Here is a 16,064-nt window from a genome sequence, read left to right as displayed (position 1 = left end):
CCTAATCCTTCGCCAGCCAGTAACTTCTCGTTTTCTCGTCGCCGTGATTCGGTCTGTTTAGCCTCTGTAACAAAAATTAAAATAGCAGGTGTTTAATCGCACAACATGATGCTATGCTGACCAAACCGTGTTTAGTAAATTAAACAAAGAAAATGAATACTCTCCCTGAACATTCATGTGACGTGTTGATTATCGGTAGCGGCGCTGCCGGGCTTTCACTGGCGCTACGTCTGGCTGATCGGCATCATGTCATCGTTCTAAGTAAAGGCCCAGTAACGGAAGGTTCAACATTTTATGCCCAGGGCGGAATTGCCACCGTGTTTGATGAAACTGACAGCATTGATTCGCATGTGGAAGACACAATGATAGCCGGTGCTGGTATTTGTGATCGCCATGCAGTTGAATTTGTCGCCAGCAATGCGCGTTCTTGTGTGCAATGGTTAATCGACCAGGGGGTGTTGTTTGATACCCACGTTCAATCGAATGGCGAAGAAAGCTACCATTTGACTCGTGAAGGTGGACATAGTCACCGACGAATTCTTCATGCTGCGGACGCCACCGGTAAAGAAGTAGAAACCACACTAGTGAGCAAGGCGCAGAACCATCCGAACATTCGCGTGCTGGAGCGCAGCAACGCGGTTGATCTGATTGTCTCTGACAAAATTGGCCTGCCGGGCACGCGACGAGTTGTAGGCGCGTGGGTATGGAACCGAAATAAAGAAACGGTTGAAACCTGCCACGCAAAAGCGGTTGTGCTGGCAACCGGCGGTGCGTCGAAGGTTTATCAGTACACCACCAATCCGGATATTTCTTCTGGCGATGGCATTGCTATGGCGTGGCGCGCGGGCTGCCGGGTCGCCAATCTCGAATTTAATCAGTTTCACCCTACCGCGCTCTATCACCCACAGGCACGAAATTTCCTGTTAACGGAAGCACTGCGCGGCGAAGGTGCTTATCTCAAGCGCCCGGATGGCACGCGTTTTATGCCCGATTTCGATGAGCGCGGCGAACTGGCCCCGCGCGATATTGTCGCCCGCGCTATTGATCATGAAATGAAACGCCTCGGTGCGGATTGTATGTATCTCGACATCAGCCATAAGCCTGCCGATTTTATTCGCCAGCATTTCCCGATGATCTATGAAAAGTTGCTCTGGCTGGGGATAGATCTCACGAAAGAACCGGTGCCGATTGTGCCTGCTGCACATTATACCTGCGGTGGTGTAATGGTTGATGATCATGGGCGTACGGACGTCGAAGGTTTGTACGCCATTGGCGAAGTGAGTTATACCGGCTTACACGGCGCTAACCGCATGGCCTCGAATTCATTACTGGAGTGTCTGGTTTACGGCTGGTCGGCGGCGGAGGATATTACCAGGCGTATGCCTTATGCCCACGACGTCAGTACGTTACCGCCGTGGGATGAAAGCCGTGTTGAGAACCCTGACGAACTGGTGGTGATTCAACATAACTGGCACGAGCTACGTCTGTTTATGTGGGATTACGTCGGCATTGTGCGCACAACGAAACGTCTGGAACGCGCCCTGCGGCGGATCAATATGCTTCAGCAGGAAATAGACGAATATTACGCCCATTTCCGCGTATCAAATAATTTGCTGGAGCTGCGTAATCTGGTACAGGTTGCCGAGTTGATTGTTCGCTGTGCGATGGTGCGCAAGGAGAGCCGGGGGCTGCATTTCACGCTGGATTACCCGGAGTTGCTCACACACTCTGGCCCATCGATCCTTTCCCCCGACAACCTTTACATAAACAAATAAAAAGCCTGGGTCAGCGCAGTGTACGCTTCGGAATAGCTCTGGTCTGGCCCACGAATCACTAAGCGATCGCTATAGCATTCTCCCGCCTGTGGGGAGAATGCCAGCAGCACCCGATGCGGCTGTCGCGTTTCGTTTTCCGCCACATCCGTCCGTAAACGTAAATGCCAGCCCATTCTTAATGCCAGTTCAGTAAAACCATTACCAATCTGCTCTGGCAACACCACGCAGAAAAATCCCTCTTCGGTAATGCACTCCGCCGCACAGGTCAGCAACGATTGGTGATCAAGCGTAGTGGTATAGCGTGCCTGTTCCCTCTGCGGCGTAGCGCACTCAACGCCCTGCTGATAATAAGGCGGGTTACTGATGATTAAATCAAAGCGTGCTGTCTGCTGTGTGATCCACTGCTGAATATCCGCTGGATAGATATTAATCCGCTCTGCCCACGGGGACTGGTTGATATTTTCCTGCGCCTGAGTCGCAGCTTCACTTTCCAGTTCAACGGCATCAATCATCACGCTGTCATCGGTTCGCTGCGCCAGCATTAATGCCAGCAACCCGCTACCCGCGCCGATATCAAGGCAACGTTTTACCCCAGCCACCGGTGCCCATGCGCCCAGCAAAATGCCATCCGTTCCCACTTTCATTGCACAGCGATCGTGAGCAACAAAAAACTGTTTAAAAGTAAATCCATTACGACGAAGCACGGATGTAGACTGTGACATGAAAATAAAACCTTGCAGGAAAAACGGCGATAGCACCGGGTGAGAACAATACCCGAGAAGCGATATCCATACAAACAGATGAAGATTGCAGCCGTAACGTCTATAATCAGCGCCCCACACAGAGGTAGAACATGACTGTAACGACTTTTTCCGAACTTGAACTCGACGAAAGCCTGCTGGAAGCCCTCCAGGATAAAGGTTTCACTCGCCCGACCGCCATTCAGGCTGCCGCCATTCCGCCTGCGCTCGATGGCCGTGATGTACTCGGTTCTGCGCCGACAGGCACCGGTAAAACGGCGGCGTATCTGCTGCCAGCGTTGCAGCACCTGCTCGATTTTCCCCGTAAGAAATCCGGCCCGCCGCGTATTTTGATCCTCACCCCAACTCGCGAACTGGCGATGCAGGTGGCCGATCATGCCCGCGAACTGGCGAAACATACGCATCTGGATATCGCCACCATCACCGGCGGCGTAGCCTATATGAACCACGCGGAAGTATTCAGCGAAAACCAAGATATCGTGGTTGCCACGACCGGACGTCTGCTGCAATACATAAAAGAAGAGAACTTCGATTGCCGCGCGGTTGAAACGCTGATCCTCGACGAAGCAGACCGAATGCTGGATATGGGTTTTGCTCAGGATATCGAACATATTGCGGGCGAAACGCGCTGGCGTAAACAGACTCTGCTCTTCTCGGCAACGCTTGAAGGCGATGCCATTCAGGATTTTGCCGAGCGTCTGCTTGAAGATCCGGTGGAAGTTTCTGCGAATCCATCCACCCGTGAGCGCAAAAAGATTCATCAGTGGTATTACCGCGCTGATGATCTTGAGCATAAAACCGCATTACTGGTGCATCTGTTAAAACAACCGGAAGCGACCCGCTCAATTGTATTTGTGCGTAAGCGTGAGCGTGTGCATGAACTGGCAAACTGGCTGCGCGAAGCGGGCATCAACAACTGCTATCTCGAAGGTGAGATGGTACAAGGCAAGCGTAACGAAGCGATCAAGCGTCTGACCGAAGGTCGCGTTAACGTACTGGTTGCCACTGATGTTGCCGCGCGCGGTATCGACATTCCGGATGTCAGCCATGTCTTTAACTTCGATATGCCACGCAGTGGCGATACTTATTTACACCGTATCGGACGTACTGCTCGCGCTGGTCGTAAGGGAACCGCGATTTCACTGGTTGAAGCTCATGACCATCTGCTGCTGGGCAAAGTAGGCCGTTATATTGAAGAGCCAATTAAAGCTCGCGTAATTGATGAGTTACGCCCGAAAACGCGTGCGCCAAGCGAGAAGCAGACCGGCAAGCCATCGAAGAAAGTACTGGCAAAACGCGCCGAGAAGAAAAAGGCTAAAGAGAAAGAGAAGCCACGGGTGAAAAAACGCCATCGCGATACCAAAAATATTGGTAAGCGACGCAAACCAAGCGGAACAGGCGTACCGCCACAAACGACAGAAGAGTGATCTTAATTCCGGGTTTAAGCCCGGAATTAAAAGTGCTGGCAAACGCAAAACTGCCTGATGTGCTACGCTTATCAGGCCTACATGGCTCATGCAATATATTGAATTTGCACGATCTTGTAGGCTGGATAAGGCGTTCACGCCGCATCCGGCATGAACAAAACGCACTTCGTCGACAAGTTGGGTGCCGGGTTTAAGCCCGGCATTATTTTTATCCCGGCAAAAAACACTCCTCAACACACTGAATAAAAGTGTGCATCGCCGGGCTAACCGCTTTCCCGGCATGGTGAGCGCACATTGCCGTAATGGTCTGCGACTGTTCGCCAAAAGGCAATTCGATTAATTCTCCGCACTCCAACTCTTTTGCCACCGCAAAACGCGGCAGATAGCTAACTCCGATATTCGCCGCGACACAACGCTTTATGCTTTCGATACTTATAAGCTCAATGGTATTTTCCACCGTGATCCGCCGCTGGCGCAGCGTGCTCTCAAATATCTGCCGGAAGACACATTGTGGTTCGTTGATAATAAAGCTACAGGCGTTATGTCTTCCAGGCTGAGTAAAATCGACATCTGCAATTTGCGGTGAAGCCACCAGCACCAGCGATTGTTCACCCAATTCTCGTCGATTCAGAGCATCATCATTTCCTACGCGATAAAAAACACCGACGTCGGCCTCATCATTCAGTAGAGCATCACGGATCACGTAACAGTTCAGCGACTGCAGTGATAAACGCACTTTTGGTGCACGTTGCCGAAAACGCTGCAACACCTGCGGCATTCGGTAAGAGAGCAGCGTTTCGCCTGAAACAACGCGTAGTTCCCCGTCCGGTTCCGACTCTTTTTTGGCAGCCTCACGAAGCGTATCCATCACTCTGGTGAGTTCATAGATGTGCGGCAGCAACTTTTTGCCTTCGCGAGTGAGGCACATCCGTCGGCCAATTTTCTCAAACAATTGTACTGAGAACTCCTGTTCAAGCTGCTGAATATGAAAAGTCACCGTCGATTGTGTGCAGCACAATTTTTGCGAAGCTCGCAAAAAGGAACCCTCTTCCACCACGGTTTTAAGCGTAATAAAACGGCGCAGATCCATAACCCCAAACCCATCGAAAATATCGAATTTAGAATATTAAAACATTCATTTTTTTAAATGTTTCGTGTCGGGTACTGTCTACCAAAACAGAGGAGATAACAAGTGACACCGACCCTTTTAAGTGCTTTTTGGACCTACACCCTGATTACCGCCCTGACGCCAGGACCAAACAATATACTCGCTCTTAGCTCTGCCACGTCGCATGGATTTCGTCGGAGTACCCGCGTGCTGGCAGGGATGAGTCTGGGATTTTTGATTGTGATGTTACTGTGTGCAGGAATTTCATTTTCACTGGCTGTTATCGACCCGGCAGCGGTGCACCTTTTGAGTTGGGCAGGAGCGGCATATATTATCTGGCTGGCGTGGAAAATCGCTACCAGTCCAACCAAGGAAGACGGACTTCAGGCCAAACCGATCAGCTTCTGGGCCAGCTTTGCTTTGCAGTTTGTGAACGTCAAAATTATTTTGTACGGCATTACAGCACTGTCGACATTTGTCCTGCCACAAACGCAGGCGTTAAGCTGGGTGATTGGCGTCAGCGTTTTGCTGGCAATGATTGGGACCTTTGGCAATGTGTGCTGGGCGCTGGCGGGGCATCTGTTTCAGCGATTGTTTCGCCAGTATGGTCGCCAGTTAAATATCGTGCTGGCGTTGTTGCTGGTCTATTGCGCAGTGCGCATTTTCTGTTAATGAAAAAAAGCGGAAGAGGTCGCCCTCTTCCGCTTAGTAACTTGCTACTTAAACCTTACAGGCTTTCAGTAAAGGTACGAGCAATAACATCGCGCTGCTGTTCCGGAGTCAGAGAGTTAAAGCGAACTGCATAACCGGATACACGGATGGTCAGCTGCGGATATTTTTCCGGATGCTTAACTGCATCCTCCAGAGTTTCACGACGCAGAACGTTTACATTCAGGTGCTGACCACCTTCAACGCGAACTTCTGGTTTAACTTCTACTGGAACTTCACGGTATTCAATGTCACCCAGTTTGCTTACTGCAACCACTTCGTCTTCTGCAAAACCTGCTTTCGCAACGATGCAACGCGCTTCGCCTTTTTCGCTGTCCAGCAGCCAGAAAGAGTTCAGCAGATCGTCATTAGCAGCTTTAGTAATCTGGATACCTGTAATCATGTGATGCCTCCCCGGCAAAATTATTTGATTTGATTAGCCTGTCGCGGCCAATTGGTAAAACCATTGTTGCTTGAGTGTATATATACTCCTCAAACACCCTTGATTCTTTGATTTAAATCAATAAAAACCACACATCAAGTGTGGTCGCAAATGGATTTTATTGTTTTACATCAACTTATACGGGTGTGAAATTTTACCAATTTACATTTTTTTGCACTCATTAAAGTCTAAAAAATGAGCTTGGTTTTGTTCTGTAGAAAGAAGCAGTTAAGCTAGGCGGATTGAAAATTCGCAGGAGAGCGAGATGGCTAACGAATTAACCTGGCATGACGTGCTGGCTGAAGAGAAGCAACAACCCTATTTCCTTAATACCCTTCAAACCGTCGCCAGCGAGCGGCAGTCCGGCATCACTATCTATCCACCACAAAAAGATGTCTTTAACGCCTTTCGCTTTACCGAGTTGGGCGACGTCAAAGTGGTGATTCTCGGCCAAGATCCTTATCACGGACCGGGACAGGCGCACGGCCTGGCATTTTCCGTTCGCCCAGGCATTGCGACACCGCCGTCACTGCTGAATATGTATAAAGAGCTGGAAAATACCATTCCCGGCTTTACCCGCCCTGGTCATGGCTATCTTGAGAGCTGGGCGCGTCAGGGCGTTTTGCTGCTCAATACCGTCTTGACGGTTCGCGCAGGTCAGGCGCATTCCCACGCCAGCCTCGGTTGGGAGACCTTCACCGACAAAGTCATCAGCCTGATTAACCAGCACCGCGAAGGCGTGGTGTTTTTGTTGTGGGGATCACATGCGCAAAAGAAAGGGGCGATTATAGATAAGCAACGCCACCACGTACTGAAAGCGCCGCATCCATCGCCGCTTTCTGCACATCGTGGATTCTTTGGCTGCAATCATTTTGTGCTGGCAAATCAGTGGCTGGAACAACGTGGCGAGAAACCGATTGACTGGATGCCAGTATTACCGGCAGAGAGTGAGTAAATTTAAGGGAAAACGCCGGATGGCAGAAGTGCCACCCGGCTGATTTATCAGGCTTTGTTCTGACGCCACCATTCGCCAAGCAAAACGCCGGTTGCAACAGAGATATTCAGCCCGGCAACATTGCCAGTTCCGTCAATCTTCACGCGCAAATCGTTCGGATCGCGTGCGGCATCCGGTAACCCTTCATATTCCTGACCCAGCACTAGCACCATTTTCTCTGGCAGACTGGTTTTGAACAGCGGTTTACCCTGCTCGCTGGAGGTGGTCACTACGGTGTAACCCGCCTGGCGGAAGTCATCCAGCACGTTAACAATGTTGTCGCCAGTAATCGGCTGAACATGCTCTGCACCGCCTTCTGCGGTACGGATAGCCGCACCGGATTCCAGCAACGCCGCATCCTGCACCACAACGCCTTTCACGCCGAAGTGTGCGCAACTGCGCATCATGCCGCCCAGGTTATGCGGGTTAGATTCGTTTTCCAGTGCCAGTACACAATCCTGCGCACCTGCCTGACTTACCCACTGCTGCACGGTTGTACCGTTACGCTTTTTGATCAGGAAGCAAACGCCGCCGTGATGTTCCGTGCCTGACGCTTTGGTCAGTTCCGCTTCATCCACCACATGATACGCTTTGCGGTTTGCCGCCATCCAGCGCAATGCTTCTTTAAAACGTGGCGTTACGCTCTGAATAAACCAGGCGCGAACAATCGCTTCGGGGCGGCTCTGGAACAGTGCCTGACAGGCGTTTTCGCCGTAGACGCGGGTTTCTTCCGCACGCTGACGACGCAAAACTTCCGGATCAATAAAACTTTTACCACTGATGCCACCGTGATCGGCCTTTTCCGGCGTCTCATCACCCGGTGCGCGGGAAACCGTGCGCCACGGAGACTCTTCCCACTTGCGGTCACGGGGCTGACTTTGTTTGTCATCGCGGGCGGGGCGACGGCCACCGTCGGCACGAGATTTTCCTGGACGCCCGCCCCCTTTCCCGGTACGCGGGTTATGGGTACGTTTATCAGAATCATCATCACTGCGGACATACATCACTTTGACCTTGCCGCTTTTACCTTTCATCTCATCGTTCATGCTTTTCTCCACCAGCGCTGCGCGAAGCGCGCAGATTACCCGAAGTGCGCGCGGTTCGCCATGATTTCGTACCAAAGCCTGCGACTATCATACCTATTGAATAAAACAGATTGTTGTCTGGAACAATGTCCCCGATAATATGTAACATATTAGAAACATACCGGCGTCGTTGCCGATAAGTCTCCTTACTCATCCCGAGGTTAGTTATGAATACCGTTTGTACCCATTGTCAGGCCATCAATCGCATTCCCGACGATCGGATCGAAGATGCGGCAAAATGCGGACGCTGCGGTCACGACTTGTTTGACGGAGAGGTGATTAATGCGACCGGTGAAACGCTCGATAAATTGCTGAAAGATGATCTGCCTGTGGTGATCGACTTCTGGGCGCCGTGGTGCGGCCCCTGCCGTAATTTCGCACCAATTTTTGAAGATGTTGCGCAAGAGCGTAGCGGTAAAGTGCGCTTTGTGAAAGTGAATACCGAAGCTGAACGTGAATTAAGCAGCCGCTTTGGTATTCGTAGCATTCCGACAATCATGATTTTCAAAAACGGTCAGGTTGTCGACATGCTTAATGGCGCAGTACCAAAAGCACCTTTCGATAGCTGGCTGAACGAATCGCTTTAATCTTGTCGGGGTGCATCTTGTGCCCCGTTTTCTCCTCTGCGACAATGGCGTTTTTTCGACGCTCTCTTATGACCGAAAACGCTGTTCTCCAGTTACGCGCCGAGCGTATTGCGCGCGCAACACGTCCTTTTCTTGCCCGCGGTAATCGCGTTCGTCGTTGCCAACGCTGTCTTTTGCCAGAGAAATTATGTCTCTGTTCGACAATTACTCCAGCGGAAGCTAAAAGTCGCTTTTGTTTGCTGATGTTCGACACCGAGCCAATGAAGCCCAGTAACACCGGGCGTCTGATTGCCGATATCTTGCCAAATACCGTCGCGTTTCAATGGTCCCGTACCGAACCCTCGCAGGATTTGCTAGCTCTGGTACAAAACCCGGACTATCAGCCAATGGTGGTCTTTCCCGCCTCGTATGCTGATGAGCAACGGGAAGTGATCTTCACACCACCTGCCGGTAAGCCTCCGCTATTTATCATGCTCGATGGTACCTGGCCGGAAGCTCGCAAGATGTTTCGTAAAAGTCCGTATCTGGATAATCTTCCCGTCATTTCCGTCGATCTTTCCCGGCTATCAGCCTATCGCCTGCGTGAAGCCCAGGCTGAAGGCCAATACTGCACTGCCGAAGTTGCCATCGCACTGTTAGATATGGCCGGCGATACCGGAGCGGCGGCAGGTCTAGGCGAGCATTTCACCCGCTTTAAAACACGCTATCTGGCAGGAAAAACGCAACATCTGGGTAGCATCACAGCAGAACAGTTAGAAAGCGTTTAAAATCATTCGGTCACTTCTGCGGGAGACCGATATGAGTCAGCGAGGACTGGAAGCACTACTGCGACCAAAATCGATTGCGGTAATTGGCGCATCGATGAAACCCAATCGCGCAGGTTATCTGATGATGCGTAACCTGCTGGCGGGGGGATTTAACGGGCCGGTACTCCCGGTGACGCCTGCCTGGAAAGCGGTGTTGGGTGTGTTGGCCTGGCCGGATATTGCCAGCCTGCCCTTTACACCCGATCTTGCGGTTTTATGTACCAATGCCAGCCGCAATCTTACTCTTCTGGAAGAGCTCGGCGAGAAAGGCTGTAAAACCTGCATTATTCTTTCCGCCCCGGCATCGCAACACGAAGATCTCCGCGCCTGCGCCCTGCGCCATAACATGCGTCTGCTGGGGCCAAACAGTCTGGGATTACTGGCCCCCTGGCAAGGCCTGAATGCCAGCTTTTCGCCTGTACCGATTAAACGCGGCAAACTGGCGTTTATTTCGCAGTCTGCCGCCGTCTCCAATACCATCCTCGACTGGGCACAACAGCGGGAAATGGGCTTTTCCTACTTTATTGCTCTCGGCGACAGCCTGGATATCGACGTTGATGAATTGCTCGATTATCTGGCGCGCGACAGCAAAACCAGTGCAATCCTGCTCTACCTCGAACAATTAAGTGATGCGCGACGTTTTGTTTCGGCTGCACGTAGCGCCTCACGTAATAAACCGATTCTGGTGATTAAAAGTGGACGTAGCCCGGCGGCGCAACGACTACTGAACACCACGGCAGGAATGGATCCTGCTTGGGATGCAGCTATTCAGCGCGCCGGTTTGTTGCGAGTACAGGATACCCACGAGCTGTTTTCGGCAGTCGAAACCCTTAGCCATATGCGCCCGCTACGTGGAGAGCGGCTGATGATTATCAGCAACGGTGCAGCACCTGCCGCACTGGCACTGGATGCCTTATGGTCACGCAATGGCAAGCTGGCTACGCTCAGTGAAGAAACCTGCCAGAAATTGCGCGATGCACTGCCAGAACATGTGGCAATCTCTAACCCGCTCGATCTTCGTGATGACGCCAGTAGTGAGCATTATATTAAAACGCTGGATATTCTGCTCCACAGTCAGGATTTTGATGCGCTGATGGTTATTCATTCGCCCAGCGCCGCTGCCCCCGCAACAGAAAGCGCACATGCATTAATTGAAGCGGTAAAGCATCATCCCCGCAGCAAGTATGTTTCTCTGCTGACGAACTGGTGCGGCGAGCACTCCTCGCAAGAGGCACGACGTTTATTCAGCGAAGCCGGGCTGCCGACCTACCGCACCCCGGAAGGAACCATCACCGCTTTTATGCATATGGTGGAGTACCGGCGTAATCAGAAGCAACTACGCGAAACGCCGGCGTTGCCCAGCAATCTGACCTCCAATACCGCAGAAGCGCATCTTCTGTTGCAACAGGCGATTGCCGAAGGGGCTACGTCGCTTGATACCCATGAGGTTCAGCCCATCCTGCAAGCGTACGGCATGAACACACTTCCCACCTGGATTGCCACTGACAGCACCGAGGCTGTGCATATTGCCGAACAGATTGGTTATCCGGTGGCACTAAAATTACGCTCGCCGGATATTCCACATAAATCAGAAGTTCAGGGCGTCATGCTCTACTTGCGTACAGCCAATGAAGTCCAGCAAGCCGCAAATGCTATTTTCGATCGCGTAAAAATGGCCTGGCCGCAGGCGCGTATCCACGGCCTGCTGGTACAAAGTATGGCTAACCGTGCTGGCGCTCAGGAGTTGCGAGTAGTGGTTGAGCACGATCCGGTTTTCGGACCGTTGATCATGCTGGGCGAAGGCGGTGTGGAGTGGCGTCCTGAAGATCAAGCCGTCGTCGCACTACCGCCGCTGAACATGAACCTGGCACGTTATCTGGTCATTCAGGGGATCAAAAGTAAAAAGATTCGTGCGCGTAGTGCGCTACGCCCGCTGGATGTGGCGGGATTAAGCCAGTTACTGGTGCAGGTTTCTAACTTGATTGTCGATTGTCCGGAGATTCAGAGGCTGGATATTCATCCTTTGCTGGCTTCCGGCAATGAATTTACCGCACTTGATGTCACGCTGGATATCGCTCCGTTTGAAGGCGATAACGAGAGTCGCCTGGCTGTGCGCCCTTATCCGCATCAGCTGGAAGAATGGGTAGAATTGAAAAACGGTGAACGCTGCTTGTTCCGCCCGATTTTGCCAGAAGATGAGCCACAGCTTCAGCAATTCATTTCGCGAGTCACCAAAGAAGATCTTTATTACCGCTACTTTAGCGAGATCAACGAATTTACCCATGAAGATTTAGCCAACATGACGCAGATCGACTACGATCGGGAAATGGCTTTTGTGGCGGTACGACGTATTGATCAAACAGAAGAGATCCTCGGCGTCACGCGTGCGATCTCCGATCCTGATAACATCGATGCCGAATTTGCCGTGCTGGTTCGCTCGGATCTCAAAGGGTTAGGCTTAGGTCGACGCTTAATGGAAAAGTTGATTACCTATACGCGAGATCACGGACTGCAACGTCTGAATGGTATTACGATGCCAAACAATCGTGGCATGGTGGCGCTGGCCCGCAAGCTCGGGTTTAACGTTGATATCCAGCTCGAAGAGGGGATCGTTGGGCTTACGCTAAATCTTGCCCAGCGCGAGGAATCATGAGTAAGGTACTGGAAATGTTGACCACTTAATCGGGACTGGTGTTATTATTGCCCGCTTATGTCGTCTGCATTGCACAGAGGACCCTTCAATGAACAGAGAAGAAATGCACTGTGATGTTGTCAAAATTTAAGCGTAATAAACATCAACAACACCTTGCCCAACTACCCAAGATTTCTCAATCAGTTGATGATGTCGATTTCTTTTACGCTCCCGCCGACTTCCGGGAGACGCTGCTGGAAAAAATAGCCAGCGCGAAGCAGCGCATTTGCATTGTCGCCCTGTATCTCGAACAGGATGACGGTGGCAAAGGCATTCTGAACGCGTTGTATGAGGCTAAACGGCAGCGTCCGGAACTGGATGTGCGGGTGCTGGTCGACTGGCATCGTGCACAACGTGGACGCATTGGTGCTGCGGCGTCTAATACTAACGCTGACTGGTACTGCCGCATGGCGCAGGAAAATCCGGGCGTAGATGTTCCGGTTTATGGCGTTCCAATCAATACCCGTGAAGCCCTTGGCGTCCTGCACTTTAAAGGCTTTATCATCGACGATAGCGTACTTTATAGCGGTGCCAGCCTGAACGATGTTTATCTGCATCAGCACGATAAATACCGCTACGACCGTTATCATCTGATTCGTAACCGCAAGATGTCAGACATTATGTTCGAATGGGTTACACAGAATATAATGAACGGTCGCGGAGTTAATCGTCTGGATGATGTTAATCGTCCAAAAAACCCGGAAATCAAGAACGACATTCGCCTGTTCCGCCAGGAGCTGCGTGATGCCGCTTATCATTTCCAGGGTGATGCTGATAACGATCAGCTTTCTGTTACGCCATTGGTGGGCCTGGGGAAATCGAGTCTGTTGAACAAGACCATTTTCCACCTTATGCCTTGTGCCGAGCAGAAACTAACCATCTGTACGCCATACTTCAACCTGCCAGCAATCCTTGTGCGCAATATCATCCAGTTGCTGCGCGAAGGGAAAAAGGTCGAAATTATTGTTGGTGATAAAACCGCGAATGACTTCTACATTGCGGAAGATGAACCTTTCAAGATAATTGGCGCATTGCCTTATCTCTATGAGATCAATCTGCGTCGTTTCCTGAGCCGTTTGCAGTATTACGTCAATACTGACCAGTTAGTGGTTCGGTTATGGAAAGACGACGACAACACCTATCACCTGAAAGGGATGTGGGTTGATGATAAGTGGATGCTGATCACCGGCAATAACCTGAACCCGCGCGCCTGGCGTCTGGATCTGGAAAACGCTATTTTGATTCACGATCCGCAACTGGAGCTTGCGCCACAGCGAGAGAAAGAACTGGAGCTGATCCGCGAGCATACCACCATCGTTAAGCACTATCGCGATCTGCAAAGTATTGCCGATTATCCGGTGAAGGTTCGTAAACTCATTCGCCGTTTGCGCCGTATCCGCATCGACCGATTAATTAGCCGCATCCTGTAATCACAACCCCGTCCTGTACGGGGTTTGTTTTTGGAGGCCACGTTTTGCGTATTCTTTTTGTCTGTTCGCTATTGTTACTTTCTGGATGCAGCCATATGGCTAACGATAGCTGGAGCGGGCAGGATAAAGCTCAACACTTTATCGCCTCGGCGATGCTTTCCGCTGCCGGAAATGAATATTCACAGCATCAGGGGATGAGTCGCGATCGCAGTGCCACTTTCGGGCTGATGTTCTCTGTTGGGCTGGGCGCGTCAAAAGAACTTTGGGATAGCCGCCCCGAGGGGAGCGGCTGGAGCTGGAAAGATTTTACCTGGGATGTCGCCGGTGCAACTACTGGCTATACCGTCTGGCAGTTGGCGCATAATTAAAGGCGCATCCCCTTCCCTTTGCGATGAAGCATCAGAGAAACCAGAAACGCTACTACAGCCATCAAGGTCACATACCAGAAGAAGGCTGTTTCCATTCCTATTGATTTCAGCGACAACGCTACGTACTCCGCCGAACCACCAAATATAGCATTGGCGACCGCATATGACAGACCAACGCCTAATGCGCGAACCTGTGCCGGGAACATCTCAGCCTTCAGTATTCCACTGATTGAAGTATAAAAACTCACTATCAGCAGGGCGCACATCACCAGACCAAAAGCGGCGTAAGGCGAAGAAACGTTCTGCAATGCTGAGAGAATAGGAACGGTAAAAATGGTTGCCAGAGAACCGAAACATAACATTGAGGTACGACGACCAATCTTATCCGACAGCGCGCCAATAAGTGGTTGAATAAGCATGAATACAAACAATGCGGCAGTCATAATGCCACTCGCCACGTTGGCATGCATTCCCGCAGTATTTACCAGATACTTCTGCATATAAGTGGTGAAGGTATAGAAACAAAGGGAGCCCGCAGCGGTAAAACCGAGAACCATGATGAATGCACGGCGATTGCGCCATAATCCTTTTAGAGATCCAGCTTCTTTTAAAGCGCGTGTTTCTTGTTGTGAAGTTTCATCTAACTGACGACGTAACCACAACGCCACAACAGCTAACACAGCTCCTAACGCGAAAGGAATACGCCATCCCCACTCTCTGAGTGCAGCGTCTTCCATGGTGTGTTGTAAAACCACGACAACCAGTAGAGCTAGCAGTTGCCCGCCGATCAACGTCACATACTGAAATGATGCGTAAAAACCTTTGCGCCCTTCAACGGCAACTTCACTCATATAGGTGGCGCTGGTGCCATATTCTCCGCCAACGGATAATCCCTGGAATAAACGAGCAAGAAGCAATAATGCCGGAGCCCAGGTACCGATTGTTTCGTAGCCTGGCAAACAGGCGATAACCAGTGAGCCGAAACACATCATACACACCGATAATAGCATCGATTTTTTGCGACCATGTTTATCGGCTATGCGGCCAAATAGCCAACCGCCTATTGGGCGCATCAGAAATCCCGCAGCAAAAACACCTGCTGTTTGCAGTAGTTGAGTCGTCGTGTTCCCGGAAGGGAAGAAGATGTGGGCGAAGTAGAGTGAACAGAACGAGTAGACATAGAAATCGAACCACTCGACCAAATTACCTGAAGAGGCCCCCACAATTGCCCAAATGCGGCGACGAGTATCACTACTTGTCAGTTTGCTGTCTGCCGTTACAGTACTTTCAGCCATGCCATTATGTCTCCTGCCGTAATCCGATGCTTTTGTCGGTCGCTGTTGTTTATTTTTTTGGTAAAGAAAATGTTATACATTTGTTGCACATCATTATGCAACCTTAACCATGAATTTAGTTAGCAGGAAAATGGTTATTAAGGAGCTTAAGGATAGATTTCTGGTAAGGAGGAAGTATTTAAGTGGGCAATTTGGGGGAGCCGTATTCGCTGTTGAATCTGGCTTATGTGGGAGCGTAGGACGGATAAGATGCAGCCAGCGTCGCATCCGGCATTTTTTCCGCACCAGCGCAAAAAGGCCATCCGTCAGGATGGCCTTTCGCTTAATTTGATGCCTGGCAGTTCCCTACTCTCGCATGGGGAGACCCCACACTACCATCGGCGCTACGGCGTTTCACTTCTGAGTTCGGCATGGGGTCAGGTGGGACCACCGCGCTAAGGCCGCCAGGCAAATTCTGTTTCATCAGACCGCTTCTGCGTTCTGATTTAATCTGTATCAGGCTGAAAATCTTCTCTCAATCCGCCAAAACACCTTCGGCGTTGTAAGGTTAAGCCTCACGGTTCATTAGTACCGGTTAGCTCAACGC

Annotated in this window: 14 protein-coding genes and 1 rRNA gene; 9 read left to right on the top strand and 6 right to left on the bottom strand. The window is 51.0% G+C overall.

Annotated elements, in window-relative coordinates; genetic code table 11:
• Nucleotides 1–152: 152 nt before the first annotated feature.
• The gene (nadB, locus tag BEB42_RS10165; RefSeq protein ID WP_105267352.1) at nt 153–1,775 is read left to right on the top strand and encodes an L-aspartate oxidase; all 1,623 of its coding nucleotides are present in this window, start codon (nt 153–155) and stop codon (nt 1,773–1,775) included.
• Here nadB and trmN read toward each other — a convergent pair.
• Entirely contained in the window at nt 1,760–2,497 is a 738-nt protein-coding gene (gene trmN, locus BEB42_RS10160) for a tRNA(1)(Val) (adenine(37)-N(6))-methyltransferase TrmN (protein ID WP_001353022.1), read from the bottom strand. The two genes, nadB and trmN, sit on opposite strands and share 16 nt — an antisense overlap.
• A 131-nt stretch (nt 2,498–2,628) precedes the next feature.
• On the opposite strand from trmN, the gene srmB reads away from it, so the two are divergent.
• Complete coding sequence (srmB, locus tag BEB42_RS10155) at nt 2,629–3,963, top strand: ATP-dependent RNA helicase SrmB (RefSeq protein WP_000219193.1); 1,335 nt, start codon at nt 2,629–2,631, stop codon at nt 3,961–3,963.
• Nucleotides 3,964–4,171: 208 nt separating this feature from the next.
• Here the strand turns inward: srmB and BEB42_RS10150 are convergent, their stop codons facing one another.
• Complete coding sequence (locus tag BEB42_RS10150; RefSeq protein ID WP_105267351.1) at nt 4,172–5,053, bottom strand: LysR family transcriptional regulator; 882 nt, start codon at nt 5,051–5,053, stop codon at nt 4,172–4,174.
• Nucleotides 5,054–5,155: 102 nt separating this feature from the next.
• Between BEB42_RS10150 and eamB the strand changes: the two genes are divergently transcribed.
• Nucleotides 5,156–5,743, top strand: a complete 588-nt coding sequence (gene eamB, locus BEB42_RS10145; RefSeq protein ID WP_105267350.1) for a cysteine/O-acetylserine transporter — start codon at nt 5,156–5,158, stop codon at nt 5,741–5,743.
• 55 nt (nt 5,744–5,798) lie between these two features.
• On the opposite strand, the gene grcA is transcribed toward eamB, so the two are convergent.
• Nucleotides 5,799–6,182, bottom strand: coding sequence for an autonomous glycyl radical cofactor GrcA (gene grcA / locus BEB42_RS10140; protein ID WP_000627804.1), 384 nt, complete (start codon nt 6,180–6,182; stop codon nt 5,799–5,801).
• 304 nt (nt 6,183–6,486) lie between these two features.
• On the opposite strand from grcA, the gene ung reads away from it, so the two are divergent.
• Nucleotides 6,487–7,176, top strand: coding sequence for a uracil-DNA glycosylase (gene ung / locus BEB42_RS10135; protein WP_088541189.1), 690 nt, complete (start codon nt 6,487–6,489; stop codon nt 7,174–7,176).
• A gap of 47 nt (nt 7,177–7,223) precedes the next feature.
• Here the strand turns inward: ung and BEB42_RS10130 are convergent, their stop codons facing one another.
• Entirely contained in the window at nt 7,224–8,261 is a 1,038-nt protein-coding gene (locus BEB42_RS10130) for a tRNA/rRNA methyltransferase (RefSeq protein WP_000997419.1), read from the bottom strand.
• Nucleotides 8,262–8,467: 206 nt separating this feature from the next.
• Between BEB42_RS10130 and trxC the strand changes: the two genes are divergently transcribed.
• The 5 genes from trxC to BEB42_RS10100 all read left to right on the top strand — a co-directional run bounded on the left by trxC (nt 8,468) and on the right by BEB42_RS10100 (nt 14,183).
• Nucleotides 8,468–8,887 (top strand): thioredoxin TrxC, encoded by a 420-nt coding sequence (gene trxC, locus BEB42_RS10120; protein WP_001098726.1) that lies wholly within the window; start codon nt 8,468–8,470, stop codon nt 8,885–8,887.
• A 68-nt stretch (nt 8,888–8,955) separates the two neighbouring features.
• Complete coding sequence (gene tapT / locus BEB42_RS10115; RefSeq protein WP_001353020.1) at nt 8,956–9,654, top strand: tRNA-uridine aminocarboxypropyltransferase; 699 nt, start codon at nt 8,956–8,958, stop codon at nt 9,652–9,654.
• Between the two features lie 31 nt (nt 9,655–9,685).
• Nucleotides 9,686–12,346, top strand: coding sequence for a peptidyl-lysine N-acetyltransferase PatZ (gene patZ / locus BEB42_RS10110; protein WP_105267349.1), 2,661 nt, complete (start codon nt 9,686–9,688; stop codon nt 12,344–12,346).
• A 113-nt stretch (nt 12,347–12,459) separates the two neighbouring features.
• The gene (gene pssA / locus BEB42_RS10105; RefSeq protein WP_105267348.1) at nt 12,460–13,815 is read left to right on the top strand and encodes a CDP-diacylglycerol--serine O-phosphatidyltransferase; all 1,356 of its coding nucleotides are present in this window, start codon (nt 12,460–12,462) and stop codon (nt 13,813–13,815) included.
• Between the two features lie 44 nt (nt 13,816–13,859).
• Complete coding sequence (locus BEB42_RS10100) at nt 13,860–14,183, top strand: YfiM family lipoprotein (protein WP_001221087.1); 324 nt, start codon at nt 13,860–13,862, stop codon at nt 14,181–14,183.
• Here the strand turns inward: BEB42_RS10100 and kgtP are convergent.
• Entirely contained in the window at nt 14,180–15,478 is a 1,299-nt protein-coding gene (gene kgtP, locus BEB42_RS10095; protein WP_000841106.1) for an alpha-ketoglutarate permease, read from the bottom strand. The two genes, BEB42_RS10100 and kgtP, sit on opposite strands and share 4 nt — an antisense overlap.
• Nucleotides 15,479–15,810: 332 nt before the next feature.
• Nucleotides 15,811–15,926 (bottom strand): 5S ribosomal RNA (rrf, locus tag BEB42_RS10085).
• Nucleotides 15,927–16,064 lie beyond the last annotated feature (138 nt).

The organism is Escherichia sp. MOD1-EC5990 (assembly GCF_002965285.1).
GTDB classification, from domain to species: Bacteria; Pseudomonadota; Gammaproteobacteria; order Enterobacterales; family Enterobacteriaceae; genus Escherichia; species Escherichia coli_F.
Note: the sequence above shows the minus strand (reverse complement) of the source record. Positions and strands in the feature narration are given on the sequence as shown.